Here is a 13,871-nt window from a genome sequence, read left to right on the forward strand (position 1 = left end):
TCGTGGTCATGCACCCGTTCGATGAGATGTATGAAACCCTGGCGGAGGCCGGGACCGCTGGGCATGGCGACGAGGCTGGCCGCCCCATCCGCCCGCACTACCAGGCCTATGCCGGCTGGCTGCGCGCGCAAAGCCACGACGCCATGCGCGCGCGCCGCGACGAGGCCGAGATGATCTTCCGCCGCGTCGGCATCACCTTCGCCGTCTACGGCGCCAAGGACGAGGACGGCGCCGGCACCGAGCGGCTGATTCCGTTCGACCTCATCCCGCGCATCATCCCGGCCGACGAATGGGCCATGTTGGAGCGCGGCCTGGTGCAGCGCGTGACGGCGCTCAACCGCTTCGTCCATGACGTCTACCACGGGCAGGAGATCCTGAAGGCCGGCCTGATCTCGGCCGAGCAGGTGCTGCGCAACAGCCAGTACCGCGCCGTGATGCAGGGCGTGGCGGTGCCCAACCAGATCTATTCGCACATCGCCGGGGTCGACATCGTGCGCGCCGGCAGCGAGGGCGGGCGCGGCCAGTACTACGTGCTGGAGGACAACCTGCGCGTGCCCAGCGGCGTGAGCTACATGCTGGAAGACCGCAAGATGATGATGCGGCTGTTTCCCGGCCTGTTCAGCCAGTACCGCGTGGCGCCCGTGGCGCACTACCCCGACCTGCTGCTGGAAACCCTGCGCGACAGCAGCCCCGCCGCCACCGCCAACCCCACGGTGGTGGTGCTGACGCCCGGCATGTACAACAGCGCCTACTTCGAGCACGCCTTCCTGGCGCAGCAGATGGGTGTGGAACTGGTGGAAGGGCAGGACCTGTTCGTGAAGGATGGCTTCGTCTACATGCGCACCACCGCCGGCCCGCAGCGCGTGGACGTGATCTACCGCCGCGTCGACGACGACTTCATCGACCCGCGGGTGTTCCGCCCCGATTCGACGCTGGGCTGCGCCGGCTTGATGGACGCCTACCGCGCCGGCCACGTGACCATCTGCAACGCCATTGGCACCGGCGTGGCCGACGACAAGTCGATCTACCCCTACGTGCCGAAGATGATCGAGTTCTACCTGGGCGAGCAGCCGATCCTGCACAACGTGCCCACCTACATGTGCCGCGACGCCGACGACCTGAAGTACGTCATGGCCAACATGCACGAGCTGGTGGTGAAAGAGGTGCACGGCGCCGGTGGCTACGGCATGCTGGTGGGCCCGGCCGCCAGCGCGGCCGAGATCGCCGAATTCCGCCGCGCCGTGCAGGCCCGGCCCGACGGCTACATCGCCCAGCCCACGCTCAGCCTGTCGAGCTGCCCGACCTATGTCGACAGCGGCATCGCCCCGCGCCACATCGACCTGCGGCCCTTTGTGCTGTCGGGCAAGGAGGTGCAGATGGTGCCGGGCGGTCTGACGCGCGTGGCGCTGAAGGAAGGCTCGCTGGTCGTCAACTCGTCGCAAGGCGGGGGACGAAGGACACCTGGGTGCTGGAGGAAGAGGCGGCAGGTTCGCAGCATCAGACCCAGTCGCAAGCCGGGCAGTCCCAATGGCAAAGCCAGTCACAAGGCTATTGAGCACCGCGGAGAAAAAATGCTGTCCCGCACCGCCGATCATCTCTTCTGGATGTCCCGCTACACCGAGCGGGCTGTTCTGTCCGCGCCAGCGGACAGGGTGCGCAGCACCACAACACCGCCGCGCGCGCCAGCGCGCCGGGGTTCGAGGCCTTACTGGAACTGACCCATGCTGTCCCGCACCGCCGACCACCTCTTCTGGATGTCCCGCTACACCGAGCGGGCCGAGAACACCGCCCGCATGCTCAGCGTGCACCACGACACCTCGCTGCTGCCGCAGTCGGCGGCGGTGTCGCAGCTCGGCTGGCTGGGCGTGCTGTCGCTCAGCGAGCTGCTGCCCGCCTATGCCGCGCGGCATGGCGAGGTCACGCCCGAGGGCGTGATGCGCTTCATGGTGCTGGACGAGGAGAATCCCGCCTCCATCCTGGCCTGCCTGAAGGCCGCGCGCGAGAACGCCCGCGCCGTGCGCGGCACGCTGACGACCGAGGTGTGGGAGACCCTGAACCAGACCTGGCTGGAGGGCCAGCGCCTGGCGCGCGAGGGCCGCTTCGCGCGCGATCCGGCCGAGTTCTTCGAATGGGTCAAGTTCCGCTCCAACCTGTCGCGCGGCGTCACGCTGGGCACCATGCTGCAGGACGAATCGTTCCACTTCCTGCGCATGGGCACCTTTCTGGAGCGGGCCGACAACACCGCGCGCATCCTGGACGTGAAGTTCCACGCCGTGGAAAGCGAGTTCTTCGGCAGCGCCAGCGAGCGCGATCTGGAGTACGACTTCTACCACTGGTCGGCCATCCTGCGCAGCGTCAGCGCGTTCGAGATCTACCGCCGCGTGTACCGCGACGTCATCGTGCCCGAGCGCGTGGCCGAACTGCTGATGCTGCGCGAGGCCATGCCGCGCTCGCTGCACCACTGCATGAGTGCCGTGATGGACAACCTGCGCCTGGTCGGCGCCGAGCCGCAGGGCGAAACCATGCGCCACGCCGGCCGCCTGCGCTCGGACCTGCGCTACGGCCACATCGACGAAATCCTGGCGACCGGGCTGCACGCCTTTCTGACGCAGTTCCTCGACCGCGTGAACCAGCTGGGCGCGCACATCAGCCGCGATTTCCTGGTGCCTTCGTTGGGGTAAGGCGCGTTTCCGCAGCGTTGGCCGGCTACTCCTTGTTTGATAGCTGGTTGCGCTTGCTGCATATTGATTTCAGAAGAAAATGATCTGAAATCCTTTCTGGGCGTGCGCACGCAGCTATCGTTCTTGAAGTTCAGCCCCGCATCGCCAGCATCACCTCCTGCCCCAGGTCGATCACCGACATGGCGTAGTAGCTGCTCCAGTTGTAGCGCGTGATGACGTAGAAGTTCTCGGTGCCGGCCACGTACTCGGGCTCGTTGCCGGGGCGGGCGGGGTCGCCGTTCTGCAGTTCGATCAGCGCGAACTTGCCGGGGTGCGACAGGCCGCCGTGCATCGGCAGCGCGCCCTTGGCGGCAAAGCTGTCGGCGCTGAAGGAGGGCAGGATGTCGGGTGCCAGCAAGGCGTCCATCTGCGCCTCGGGTGCCAGCCGCACCGGGTAGTGCGTGCGCAGGCCGGGCTGCCAGCCGTGGCCGACGAAGTAGTTGGCCACCGAGCCGATCACGTCGGCCTCGCTGTTCCACAGATCGATGCGGCCATCGCCGTCGTAGTCGATGGCGTACCTGACCCAGCTCGACGGCATGAACTGAGGCATGCCCATGGCGCCGGCGTAGCTGCCCAGGGGGTGAGCGGGTCCATGCCGGTGCGGTGGCTCAAGGACAGGAACTGCTCCAGCTCGTCCTGGAAGAAGGCCTGGCGCGCCTGCGCGCGCGGGTGCTGGGGCGGGAAGTCGAAGGTCAACGTGGCCAGCGCGTCGAGCACGCGGAAGTTGCCCATCACCTGGCCATAGATGGTTTCGACGCCGACGATGCCGACGACGATCTCGGGCGGCACACCGAACTGCGACTGCGCGCGGGCCAGCGTGGTGTGGTTGCGCTCCCAGAAGCGCACGCCAGCGCGGATGCGCACCGGGTCGATGAAGCGGCTGCGGTACACGCGCCAGTTCTTAGCCGTGCCGCGCGGCGCCGGCAGCATCAGGCGCGGTACGTTGGGCAGGAACACCGCCTGGCCGATCATGCCGCGCACCCACTCCGCCGGCAGGCCGCGCCGCGCCGCCAGGTCGTCGGCAAAGCGCATGGCATCCGCGCGCTCGGCGTAGTAGGTCTCGGGAGCCGGCTCGCTGCGCGCCCTTCTTGCACGATTTTGGGCGATGGACGGCGTGGATACGGCGCTAGCAGCTGCACAAAGTGTAGCAAGCAGGCGCCGACGGTCGAACAGGGGAAGGAGCGGACATGAAGAGTTTTAGCGCTGGCGCGGCCAGGCCATGCGTTGAAAGTCGCGCTGCAGTGTAGCGAGGCTGGCACTGCCCGCTGCGGCAGGTGCGTAACGAAGGCGCTCCAGCGCAAGCAGCCAGTCGGTGAGTTGCTGCCGCAGCTCGGGCGGCAGCGCGCTTTGCGATACGCGCTGCACCAGCGCGCGCGGCGGCGCCTGCGGCGGTGTGTCGATGCCGGCTTCGTCCAGCCGGCGGCGCGCGCGCGCCAGCAGGCGCAGCCAGGGTCGTGCTGGCTGCGCTCCCAGCGCGCCCAGGCGAAGCCGCCCAGCGCGGCGGCCGCCAGCAGGCCGGCGATGATGCGGGCCAGGTCCTGCCAGCTCGGGCTTTCGAAGCCCAGGTTCTTGAGCAGGTCGAACTGGCGGCTTTGCGTGTAGTTCAGCACCGACTGGTTCCAGCGGTTGTTCACGGCTTCCCAGGTGGCGCGCAACTGCGCCAGCAGCGTGGGGCTGAGCGTGCCGATGGCACCAGCGATGGCGCCATCCGGCGCGCGCAGACGTTGGTACTGGCCGATGCGGCCCGGCATCACCGAGCCCGTCGGGTCGATGCGTACCCAGCCGCGGCCTTCGAACCACACCTCGGTCCAGGCGTGGGCGTCGGCGTTGCGCACCGTCCAGTAGCCGTCCACGCTGTTCATTTCGCCGCCCTGAAAGCCGGTGACGATGCGTGCCGGCACGCCGGCGGCGCGCAGCAACACCACGAAGGCGGAACTGATGTGCTCGCAGAAGCCTTGTTTTGTGTCGAACCAGAACTCGTCGGCCGTGTGCTGGCCGTAGACGCCGGGCTCCAGCGTGTAGGTGTAGCCGCCGGTGCGCAGGCGCTCCAGTGAGGCGCGCACCACGGCGTCGGGGTCGCCGCCGGTGCTTTGCCGCAGCTCGTCGGCCAGCGCCAGGGTGCGCGGGTTGAAGCCGTTGGGCAACTGCAGATCGGCCGAAAAGTCGCGCCGCGGGCGCTGGTCCCAGCCTGTCAGCCCGTAGCGAAACTGCGGGTGGCTCTCGGCGCGGTAGCGCAGCAGGTCGGTGATGGGGCGGTAAGTCAGCCACTGCATGTCGGCCGTCATGCGGGCATGGCGGTTGGCGGGCAGTTGCAGCGGGGCGCCGGCCACGTCCAGCGTCAGCAGCCAGGGGCGGTTGCTGGGCTCCAGCGTGACCTCGTAGCGGATCGGCTCGCCGCTCACCTGCAGGTCGGCCGGGCCGGGGGCCAAGGCGGCGTCGAAGCCGTCGCCGCCGCCACGCGATGTCCAGTTGCGGCCGTCAAAGCGGGTCAGCACCGGGCCGCGGAAGTACAGCTCGCGCTGCGGCGGAGGCGCGCCGTCGAACTTGATGCGCATGGCAATGCCTTCGTCCAGCGCCAGCTCGGCGACGTTGCCTACCTGCATGCTGGACGACAGCCCGCTGCGCCCGGTGAGCGCATCGCTGGGAATGCCCCACAGCGGCGCAAAGCGCGGGAAGAACACGAACAGCGCAATCATCACCGGCGCGCCCGCCAGCGCCATCTTGCCGGCCACCCAGGCCGATTCACGCAGGCTGGGCTGGCCCACGGGCCGGTGCGCATTGACCAGCGCCGTCAGCAGGCCCAGCAGCGCCACCAGCATGGCGGCGGCCACGGGCAGCGACTGCGAGTAGAAAAAGTTGGTCAGCATGGCGAAGAAGCCGAGGAAGAAGATGACCAGCGCATCGCGCCGGGCGCGCAGTTCCATCGTCTTCAGCGCCAGCAGCATCACCACCAGCGTCACGCCGGCGTCGCGCCCCAGCAGCGTGCGGTGTGTGGCCCAGGTGGCGGCCAGCGTGACCAGCAGCAGCCCCACCAGCCACCAACGGCCCGGCAGCGGCCGGCCGTTCAGCGCCAGCCAGCCGCGCCACACCAGCACCGCCGCCGCCAGCACGCTGGCCCACACCGGCAGGTGGGCGACCTGCGGCAGGATGACCCAGGCCACCACGACCAGCAGGAACAGCGTGTCGCGCGTCTCGCGTGGCAGGTGGGCGAAGCGGCCCAGCAGCGAGGGCCGTGTCGGCGCGGCGGCAGCGGGGCTCAGCATGTGGCCAACGCCTCCAGGCAGCGCAGGCGCTGGGCCGGGCCGCTGGCCGGCTTGATCTCGATGCCGGGCAGGCGCAGGCCGTAGTCCAGCCCTTGCTCGTCGGCCAGCAGCACCCAGGCGGCCAGGCGCGAAAGGCGGCCTTCCACGTCCAGCCCACCGACGCGGGCGAAGTCCAGCCACAGCTCCTGCCGCTGCATGTGCAGCGTGTCGCGGCTGACCAGTTCATCCGACTTGGCGAACTTCTTCCACACGATCAGCTTCATCGGGTCGCCGCGCTGGTAGGCGCGCACGCCGTCGAACTCGCCCGAGGCGCGCGCACCGCCGGCCAGGCCCGCGCCCGAGCGCGGCTCACCGGGCGGCAGGGCCGGCGGCATGGGCTCTGGCGCCGGCCACACCAGCACCTGCGCAGCCGGGCGCCACACCGTCCAGACGCGGAAGGTGCCGAGCGGAAAGCGCGTCTCGGCCGTCAGCGTGGGCACGCGGTGCAAGCCGCGCCGCGCGGGCTTGAAGCTGACCTGGACCGTGGCCTCGCCCTGCGCCGGCACGTCGGCCCACGACCAGTGGTCGGTGTCGAGCAACGCCACGCCAATGGCATGGCGCGGTGTGCGGCGGGCGTTGACCAGCTTCACATCCAGCGTGGCCAGCCCGCCGGCGAACAGCGGCTGCGGCGGCAGCAGGTGCAGCCGCAGGCCGCGCAGCGTGCCGTGGCACACCACCATGCCGGCCGCCGCGCTGCCGGCCAGCAAAAGGTGAGCAGGTAGCCCAGGTTGAGTTGGTAGTTGATGCTGCCGATCAGCAGCACGATCAGCGTGCTGGCCAGCATCCAGCCGGCGCGGGTGGGCAGGATGTAGACGTTGCGCTGCGTCAGCAGCAGGCTGTCGGACAGCGGCAGCCGGTCGTGCCACCACCGGCGCACGCGCGCACTGGCGCGGGCGCGCAGGGCCCACCAGGGCAGGGCAGTGGCGGGGGCAGTGGTCATGGCAGGGATGGAGTCGGCACCGGGCGCGGAGGTTCAACGCGGGCGAATGAAGTTCAATAAAGATAGCTGTTCGCGCTCGTCATTCCTTGATTTCAGATGGTTTTGTCTTGAAATCAAGGTGTGATCAGCGCAAGCCACTATGAAAATAAAAGCATCAGGGCAGCGGCACCGCATCGATCATGGCCCGCACCTGCTCCACCGCGCCACGCCCGGCATCGCTGACGGGAATCATGCGGTGTGCCACGCACTGCGGCAGGATGGCCTGCACGTCGTCCGGCGCCACGTAGTCGCGCCCGGCGATCAGCGCCTGCGCCCGTGCGGCGCGCATCAGCGCGATGCCGGCGCGTGGCGACAGGCCCTGCAAGAACCAGCGGCCGTTGCGCGTGGCGGCGACCAGGTCTTGCACGTAGTCCAGCAGCGGCTCGGCCACGTGCACGCGGCCCACGGCCTGCTGCAGGGTGGCCAACTCCTGGGTGTTCAGCAGCGCCGGCAGCGTCTCCAGCATGTCGCGGCGGCCGTGGCCGGCCAGCAGTTCGCGCTCGGCGGCGCGCTCGGGGTAGCTCAGGCTGATGCGCATCAGGAAGCGATCCAGCTGCGACTCGGGCAACGCATAGGTGCCCAACTGGTCGTGCGGGTTCTGCGTGGCGATGACGAAGAACGGCCAGGGCAGGGCGCGCGTCTCGCCCTCCACGCTGACCTGCTTTTCTTCCATCGCCTCCAGCAGCGCCGACTGCGTCTTGGGGCTGGCGCGGTTGATCTCGTCGGCCAGCAGCACCTGCGCGAACACCGGGCCGGGGTGGAACACGAAGCGCTCCTGCCCGCGGTCGTACACCGACACGCCCGACAGGTCGCTCGGCATCAGGTCGGCCGTGAACTGCACGCGCGAGAACTGCAGCCCGAAGGTGCGCGCCAGCGCGTGCGCCAGCGTGGTCTTGCCCACGCCCGGCACGTCCTCGATCAGCAGGTGCCCACCCGCCAGCAGGCAGGCCACGCCGTCCTGCACCTGGCCCGGCTTGCCGACCATCACCGTGTTAAGCTGATCCAGAATGGTCTGGATTTTTCGTGTCACGTCCATGCAAGTAAGGTAACGGATATTCCATGCCGTATCGTGAAAAGAGGAGACCATCGTGGGTAAAACCGGGTATTTCACACATCCCGATTGCCGCAAGCATGAAATGGGTGCAGGGCACCCCGAATGCCCTGAGCGGCTTGACGCCATCGAAGACCGGCTGCTGATCACCGGCGTCAGCGATGCACTCGACCGGCGCGAGGCCACGCCCGCCGCCATGGGCGAATTGCTGCTGGCGCACGGCCGGCGCCACGTGGCCGCGCTGCGCGGCCTGAACGACATCCTGATCGAGGAAATGGACGCCGGCGGCCCCGACCGCTACTCGCTCGACCCCGACACCTCGATGAACCGCCACACCTACCGCGCCGCGCTGCTGTCGGCCGGTGCCGCCATCGACGCGGTGGACGCGGTGGTCACCGGCGAGCTGGAAAACGCCTTCTGCGCCACGCGCCCGCCCGGTCACCACGCCACGCGCAACCAGGCCATGGGCTTCTGCTTCTTCAGCAACGTGGCGGTGGCCGCCAAGTACGCCTGCGAGCGCCACGGCATGAAGCGCGTGGCCATCATCGACTTCGACGTGCACCACGGCAACGGCACCGAGGACATCGTGGCCGGCGACGAGCGCATCCTGATGTGCAGCTTCTTCCAGCACCCGTTCTACCCCGAGGGTGGCACGCTGAAGAACGACGCCAACCTCGTCAACTGCCCCGTGCCGGCCTACACCAAGGGCATGGACGTGCGCGAGCTGGTCGAGATGATGTGGATGCCGCGCCTGGAAGAACACCAGCCCGAGATGATCTTCATCAGCGCCGGCTTTGACGCCCACCGCGAGGACGACATGGGCCAGCTCGGCCTGACCGAGCAGGACTACGCCTGGATGACCGACCGCATCAAGTCGGTGGCGCAGCGCTTTGCCAAGGGCCGCATCGTCAGCTGCCTGGAAGGCGGCTACAACCTGTCGGCCCTGGCGCGCAGTGTGGAGGCACACCTGCGCGTGCTGGCAGATGTCTGAGTTTCAAGCCAGATTGGCCTGTAGCCGGCGTGGATGCTGCGCAGGCAGCTATTGAAAACACAGTGATCGTGAGGCCTTGAACATGAGCGATGCCGCTGCCGAAGTCGACACCCCGGTGCGCCACGAGCGCGATGCGCGCGGCGTGCACCGGCTGACGCTGAACACCCCGAAATCCTTCAACGTGTTGAGCGAAGCGGTGCTGACCGAGCTGCAGCGCCAGCTTGACCTGATCGCCGCCGACGAGGGCGCGCGCGTGCTGGTCATCGCCGCCGAGGGCAAGGCCTTCTGTGCCGGCCACGATCTCAAGCAGATGAAGGCCAGCCCGCAGCTCGACTACTACCAGCGCCTGTTCGCCCAGTGCAGCAAGATGATGCTGTCGCTGCTGAAACTGCCCGTGCCAGTCATCGCGCGCGTGCAGGGCCTGGCCACGGCGGCCGGCTGCCAGCTGGTGGCCCAGTGCGACCTGGCGGTGGCCGTGGATTCGGCGCGCTTCGGCGTCAACGGCATCGACGTCGGCCTGTTCTGCTCCACCCCAGCGTGCCGCTGGTGCGCAACATGCAGCCCAAGCAGGCCATGGAGATGCTGCTCACCGGCGGCTTCATCGACGCCGCCGAGGCCAGGGCGCGCGGCCTGGTCAACCGCGTGGTGCCGGCCGAACAGCTCGACGCCACGGTGGACGAACTCGTCGGTGCCGTCCTGGCCAAGCCGCGCGAGGCCATTGCCACCGGCAAGCAGTTGTTCTACCAGCAGCGCGAACTCGGCATCGAGGCCGCCTACCAGCTGGCCGGCCAGACCATGGCCTGCAACATGATGTTCGACGCGGCGCAGGAAGGCGTTCAGGCCTTCATCGACAAGCGCGCGCCGGCCTGGCGCCAGGCCGCGGGTTGAGCACGCTGCCTATAATCAAAAAGCACGGTCGTGCGATTCGGCGCGCAGTGTCGCCGGGGCGATGCTGGCGGGCCGCAGCGGCGGGCACTGAACTAGAATGGATTTCAGGCCCGGCGCAACGCCCGGCACGCGAACAAACATCAACACAGGAGATTTCCAGATATGAAAGCACTCGTCGCCGTCAAGCGCGTGGTGGACTACAACGTCAAAGTGCGCGTGAAGTCCGACCAGACCGGCGTGGACATTGCCAACGTCAAGATGAGCATGAACCCCTTCGACGAGATCGCCGTCGAAGAAGCCGTGCGCCTGAAGGAAAAGGGTGTCGTCACTGAAATCATCGCCGTCTCCTGCGGCGACGCCAAGAGCCAGGAAACCCTGCGCACCGCCATGGCCATTGGCGCCGACCGCGGCATCCTGGTCGAGACCAGCGAAGAGCTGCAGCCCCTGGCCGTCGCCAAGCTGCTGAAAGCCGTGCAGGACAAGGAGCAGGCCCAGCTCATCATCCTGGGCAAGCAGGCCATCGACGACGACGCCAACCAGACCGGCCAGATGCTGGCCGCGCTGGCCGACCTGCCGCAAGCGACGTTTGCCAGCAAGGTCGAGATCGAAGGCGACAAGGCCAAGGTCACGCGCGAAGTCGACGGCGGCCTGGAAACCATCGCCATCGGCCTGCCGGCCGTCATCACCACCGACCTGCGCCTGAACGAGCCGCGCTACGTCACGCTGCCCAACATCATGAAGGCCAAGAAGAAGCAGCTCGACGTGATGAAGCCCGAGGACCTGGGCGTCGACGTCACGCCGCGCCTGAAGACCCTGAAAGTCTCCGAGCCGCCCAAGCGCGGCGCCGGCATCAAGGTGCCCGACGTGGCCACGCTGGTCGACAAGCTCAAGAACGAAGCCAAAGTGATCTGAACAAGAGGGTAGACAAGACATGACCGCACTCGTCATCGCCGAACACGACAACGCCAGCATCAAGGGCGCCACCCTCAACACCGTCACCGCCGCCGCAGCCTGCGGGGGCGACGTGCATGTGCTGGTCGCCGGCCACAACGCCGGTGCCGCCGCCGAAGCCGCATCGAAGATCGCCGGTGTGGCCAAGGTGCTGCACGCCGACAGCGAAGCCTTCGCCCACGGCCTGGCCGAGAACGTGGCCGCCCAGGTGCTGGCCGTGGCCGGAAACTACAGCCACATCCTGTTCCCGGCCACCGCCAGCGGCAAGAACGTCGCCCCGCGGGTGGCCGCCAAGCTGGACGTGGCCCAGATCTCCGACATCATCAAGGTCGACGGCCCCGACACCTTCGAGCGCCCGATCTACGCCGGCAACGCCATCGCCACCGTACAGAGCGCCGACGCCACCAAGGTCATCACCGTGCGCACCACCGGCTTCGACGCCGCTGCCGCCTCGGGCGGCAGTGCCGCGGTCGAGACCGTCAGCGCCACCGCCGACAGCGGCAAGAGCAGCTTCGTCGGCCAGGAAATCGCCAAGAGCGACCGCCCCGAGCTGACCGCGGCCAAGATCATCGTCTCCGGCGGCCGCGCCCTGGGCAGCGCCGAGAAGTTCAATGAAGTGATGACCCCGCTGGCCGACAAGCTGGGTGCCGCCATCGGCGCCAGCCGCGCCGCCGTGGATGCGGGCTACGCGCCCAACGACCTGCAGGTCGGCCAGACCGGCAAGATCGTGGCGCCGCAGCTGTACATCGCCGCGGGCATCTCGGGCGCGATCCAGCACCTGGCCGGCATGAAGGACAGCAAGGTCATCGTGGCCATCAACAAGGACCCCGAGGCGCCGATCTTCAGTGTGGCCGACTATGGGCTGGAGGCCGATCTGTTCACGGCGGTGCCGGAGCTGGTCAAGGCCCTTTGATCCGGGGCGCGCCCCGCTGGCCGGGGCGCCACCTGTTGTCTTGCAAGGGCATCGTGCGCGATGCCCTTTGTTTTCCGGAAGAACCCGTTTGAGGAGCGAGCAATGAGCTACAAGGCCCCCGTCAAGGACATGCTGTTCAACATCGAGCATCTGGCGCGCATCGATCAGGTCGCGCAGATGCCCGGCTTCGAGGATGCCGGCCTCGAGACCGCGCAGGCCGTGCTGGAAGAGTGCGCGCGCTTCAACGAGGAGGTGGTGGCGCCGCTCAACTTCGAGGCCGACAAGGCGCCCTCCAGCCATTCGGGCACCAGCGTCACCACCAGCAAGGGCTTCAAGGAAGCCTACAAGCAATACACCGAAGGCGGCTGGCAGGGCCTGCAGCACCCGGCCGATTTCGGCGGCCAGGGCCTGCCCAAGACCATCGGCTCGGCCTGCGGCGAAATCCTGAACTCGGCCAACCTGAGCTTTGCGCTGTGCCCGCTGCTGACCGACGGCGCCATCGAGGCGCTGCTGACGGCCGGCGGCGACGAGCTGAAGGCCACCTATCTCGAGAAGCTGATCTCCGGCGAATGGACCGGCACCATGAACCTGACCGAGCCGCAGGCCGGCAGCGACCTGGCCGCCGTGCGCTCGCGCGCCGAGCCGCAGCCGGACGGCACCTACAAGGTCTTCGGCACCAAGATCTTCATCACCTACGGCGAGCACGACATGGCCGACAACATCGTGCACCTGGTGCTGGCCCGCGTGCAGGGCGCGCCCGAGGGCGTGAAGGGCATCAGCCTGTTCGTGGTGCCGAAGTTCATGGTGAACCAGGACGGCTCGCTGGGCGATCGCAACGACGTCTACTGCGTCAGCATCGAGCACAAGATGGGCATCAAGGCCAGCCCCACCGCCGTGCTGCAGTACGGCGACCACGGCGGCGCCATCGGCTACCTGGTGGGCGAGGAGAACCGTGGCCTCGAATACATGTTCATCATGATGAACGCCGCGCGCTACGCCGTGGGCGTGCAGGGCATCGCCATTGCCGAGCGCGCCTACCAGAAGGCCGTGCAGTACGCGCAGGAGCGCGTGCAGAGCCGCCCGGTCGACGGCAGCGTGAAGGGCGCCGCCACCATCATCCACCACCCCGACGTGCGCCGCATGCTGATGACCATGCGCGCCCTCACCGAAGGCTGCCGCGCCATGTCCAGCGTGGCCGCCGCCGCCTACGACGCCGCGCACCACCACCCCGATGCGGAAGTGCGCAAGCAGAACCAGACCTTCTACGAATTCATGGTGCCGCTGGTCAAGGGCTACAGCACCGAGATGAGCCTGGAAGCCACCGACCTGGGCGTGCAGGTGCACGGCGGCATGGGCTTCATTGAGGAAACCGGCGCCGCGCAGTATTACCGCGACGCCAAGATCCTGACCATCTACGAAGGCACCAGCGCCATCCAGGCCAACGACCTGGTCGGCCGCAAGACGGCGCGCGACGGCGGCCAGACCGCCAAGGCCATTGCGGCGCAGATCGAGGCGACCGAGAAGGAACTGGCCGCCGGCAGCGCCGATGCACAGGCCGTCGCCCGCCGCCTGAAAGCCGCGCGCCAGGCCTTCATCGACGTGGTCGACTTCATCGCCGCGCAGGCCAAGGCCGACCCCAACGCCGCCTACGCCGGCAGCGTGCCCTACATGCTGCTGGCCGGCAACCTGGTGGCTGGCTGGCAACTGGGCCGCGCGCTGCTCGTGGCCGAGAAGGCGCTGGCCGGCGGCAGCAACGATGCCGGCTTCATGAAGGCCAAAATAGCCACCGCGCGCTTCTACGCCGACCACATCCTGACCCGCGCCCCCGGCACGCGCGACGCCATCGTGGAAGGCGCGGACAGCGTGATGGCGCTGCCGATGGACGCGTTCTGAGCGCCAGCCGGCGCCGCTTGAACGAGCGCTTGCTTCGATAACAGGAGCTGCTTGCGCCTTCTGCCATTGGTTTTCAAGTCGATTCGATGCTGAAATCCTTGATGGACGAGCGCAAGCAGCTATCAAAATAGCTTGACTATCAAGAAGTCCCAGATAGCGTTGTGGGAGCGGGCTTGCCCGCGA

Annotated in this window: 7 protein-coding genes and 5 pseudogenes; 8 read left to right on the forward strand and 4 right to left on the reverse strand. The window is 68.1% G+C overall.

What is annotated here, in order from left to right; all coding sequences use genetic code 11:
* Positions 1-8: 8 nt before the first annotated feature.
* From H0I39_RS17920 to H0I39_RS17930, 3 genes and pseudogenes are all read left to right on the forward strand, one after another.
* Positions 9-1,555, forward strand: a pseudogene (locus tag H0I39_RS17920) (circularly permuted type 2 ATP-grasp protein).
* Positions 1,556-1,571: 16 nt separating this feature from the next.
* Entirely contained in the window at positions 1,572-1,718 is a 147-nt protein-coding gene (locus H0I39_RS17925; protein WP_180551382.1) for an alpha-E domain-containing protein, read from the forward strand.
* 3 nt (positions 1,719-1,721) lie between these two features.
* A complete protein-coding gene (locus tag H0I39_RS17930; RefSeq protein WP_180551383.1) occupies positions 1,722-2,681 on the forward strand; it encodes an alpha-E domain-containing protein in 960 nt (319 codons plus the stop codon).
* A 130-nt stretch (positions 2,682-2,811) separates the two neighbouring features.
* Here the strand turns inward: H0I39_RS17930 and mltB are convergent.
* The 4 genes and pseudogenes from mltB to H0I39_RS17950 form a co-directional block, all read right to left on the reverse strand.
* A pseudogene (gene mltB / locus H0I39_RS17935) lies at positions 2,812-3,752 on the reverse strand (lytic murein transglycosylase B).
* A 165-nt stretch (positions 3,753-3,917) separates the two neighbouring features.
* Positions 3,918-5,983 (reverse strand): annotated as a pseudogene (locus tag H0I39_RS17940) (transglutaminase TgpA family protein).
* Positions 5,977-6,962, reverse strand: a pseudogene (locus H0I39_RS17945) (DUF58 domain-containing protein). The pseudogenes H0I39_RS17940 and H0I39_RS17945 overlap by 7 nt, the downstream one beginning before the upstream one ends.
* 154 nt (positions 6,963-7,116) lie before the next feature.
* Positions 7,117-8,037, reverse strand: a complete 921-nt coding sequence (locus H0I39_RS17950) for an AAA family ATPase (RefSeq protein ID WP_180551384.1) — start codon at positions 8,035-8,037, stop codon at positions 7,117-7,119.
* Positions 8,038-8,089: 52 nt separating this feature from the next.
* On the opposite strand from H0I39_RS17950, the gene H0I39_RS17955 reads away from it, so the two are divergent.
* The 5 genes and pseudogenes from H0I39_RS17955 (at position 8,090) to H0I39_RS17975 (ending at position 13,688) form a co-directional block, all read left to right on the forward strand.
* Entirely contained in the window at positions 8,090-9,043 is a 954-nt protein-coding gene (locus tag H0I39_RS17955; protein ID WP_180551385.1) for a histone deacetylase family protein, read from the forward strand.
* Positions 9,044-9,125: 82 nt separating this feature from the next.
* A pseudogene (locus tag H0I39_RS17960) lies at positions 9,126-9,931 on the forward strand (enoyl-CoA hydratase).
* 162 nt (positions 9,932-10,093) lie between these two features.
* Positions 10,094-10,843, forward strand: coding sequence for an electron transfer flavoprotein subunit beta/FixA family protein (locus tag H0I39_RS17965; RefSeq protein WP_180551386.1), 750 nt, complete (start codon positions 10,094-10,096; stop codon positions 10,841-10,843).
* Between the two features lie 19 nt (positions 10,844-10,862).
* Positions 10,863-11,795, forward strand: a complete 933-nt coding sequence (locus H0I39_RS17970; protein WP_180551387.1) for an electron transfer flavoprotein subunit alpha/FixB family protein — start codon at positions 10,863-10,865, stop codon at positions 11,793-11,795.
* 102 nt (positions 11,796-11,897) lie between these two features.
* Entirely contained in the window at positions 11,898-13,688 is a 1,791-nt protein-coding gene (locus H0I39_RS17975) for an acyl-CoA dehydrogenase (RefSeq protein ID WP_180551388.1), read from the forward strand.
* The last annotated feature ends 183 nt before the right edge of the window (positions 13,689-13,871 follow it).

The sequence above is a fragment of the Ottowia beijingensis genome (assembly GCF_013423955.1).
GTDB classification, from domain to species: Bacteria; Pseudomonadota; Gammaproteobacteria; order Burkholderiales; family Burkholderiaceae_C; genus Ottowia; species Ottowia beijingensis.

Excerpts from the sequence above, each read along its gene's own strand:
- H0I39_RS17925 (WP_180551382.1), top strand. The coding sequence starts at position 1,572 with ATGCTGTCCCGCACCGCCGATCATCTCTTCTGGATGTCCCGCTACACC.
- H0I39_RS17930 (WP_180551383.1), top strand. The coding sequence starts at position 1,722 with ATGCTGTCCCGCACCGCCGACCACCTCTTCTGGATGTCCCGCTACACC.
- H0I39_RS17950 (WP_180551384.1), bottom strand. The coding sequence starts at position 8,037 with ATGGACGTGACACGAAAAATCCAGACCATTCTGGATCAGCTTAACACG.
- H0I39_RS17965 (WP_180551386.1), top strand. The coding sequence starts at position 10,094 with ATGAAAGCACTCGTCGCCGTCAAGCGCGTGGTGGACTACAACGTCAAA.
- H0I39_RS17970 (WP_180551387.1), top strand. The coding sequence starts at position 10,863 with ATGACCGCACTCGTCATCGCCGAACACGACAACGCCAGCATCAAGGGC.
- H0I39_RS17975 (WP_180551388.1), top strand. The coding sequence starts at position 11,898 with ATGAGCTACAAGGCCCCCGTCAAGGACATGCTGTTCAACATCGAGCAT.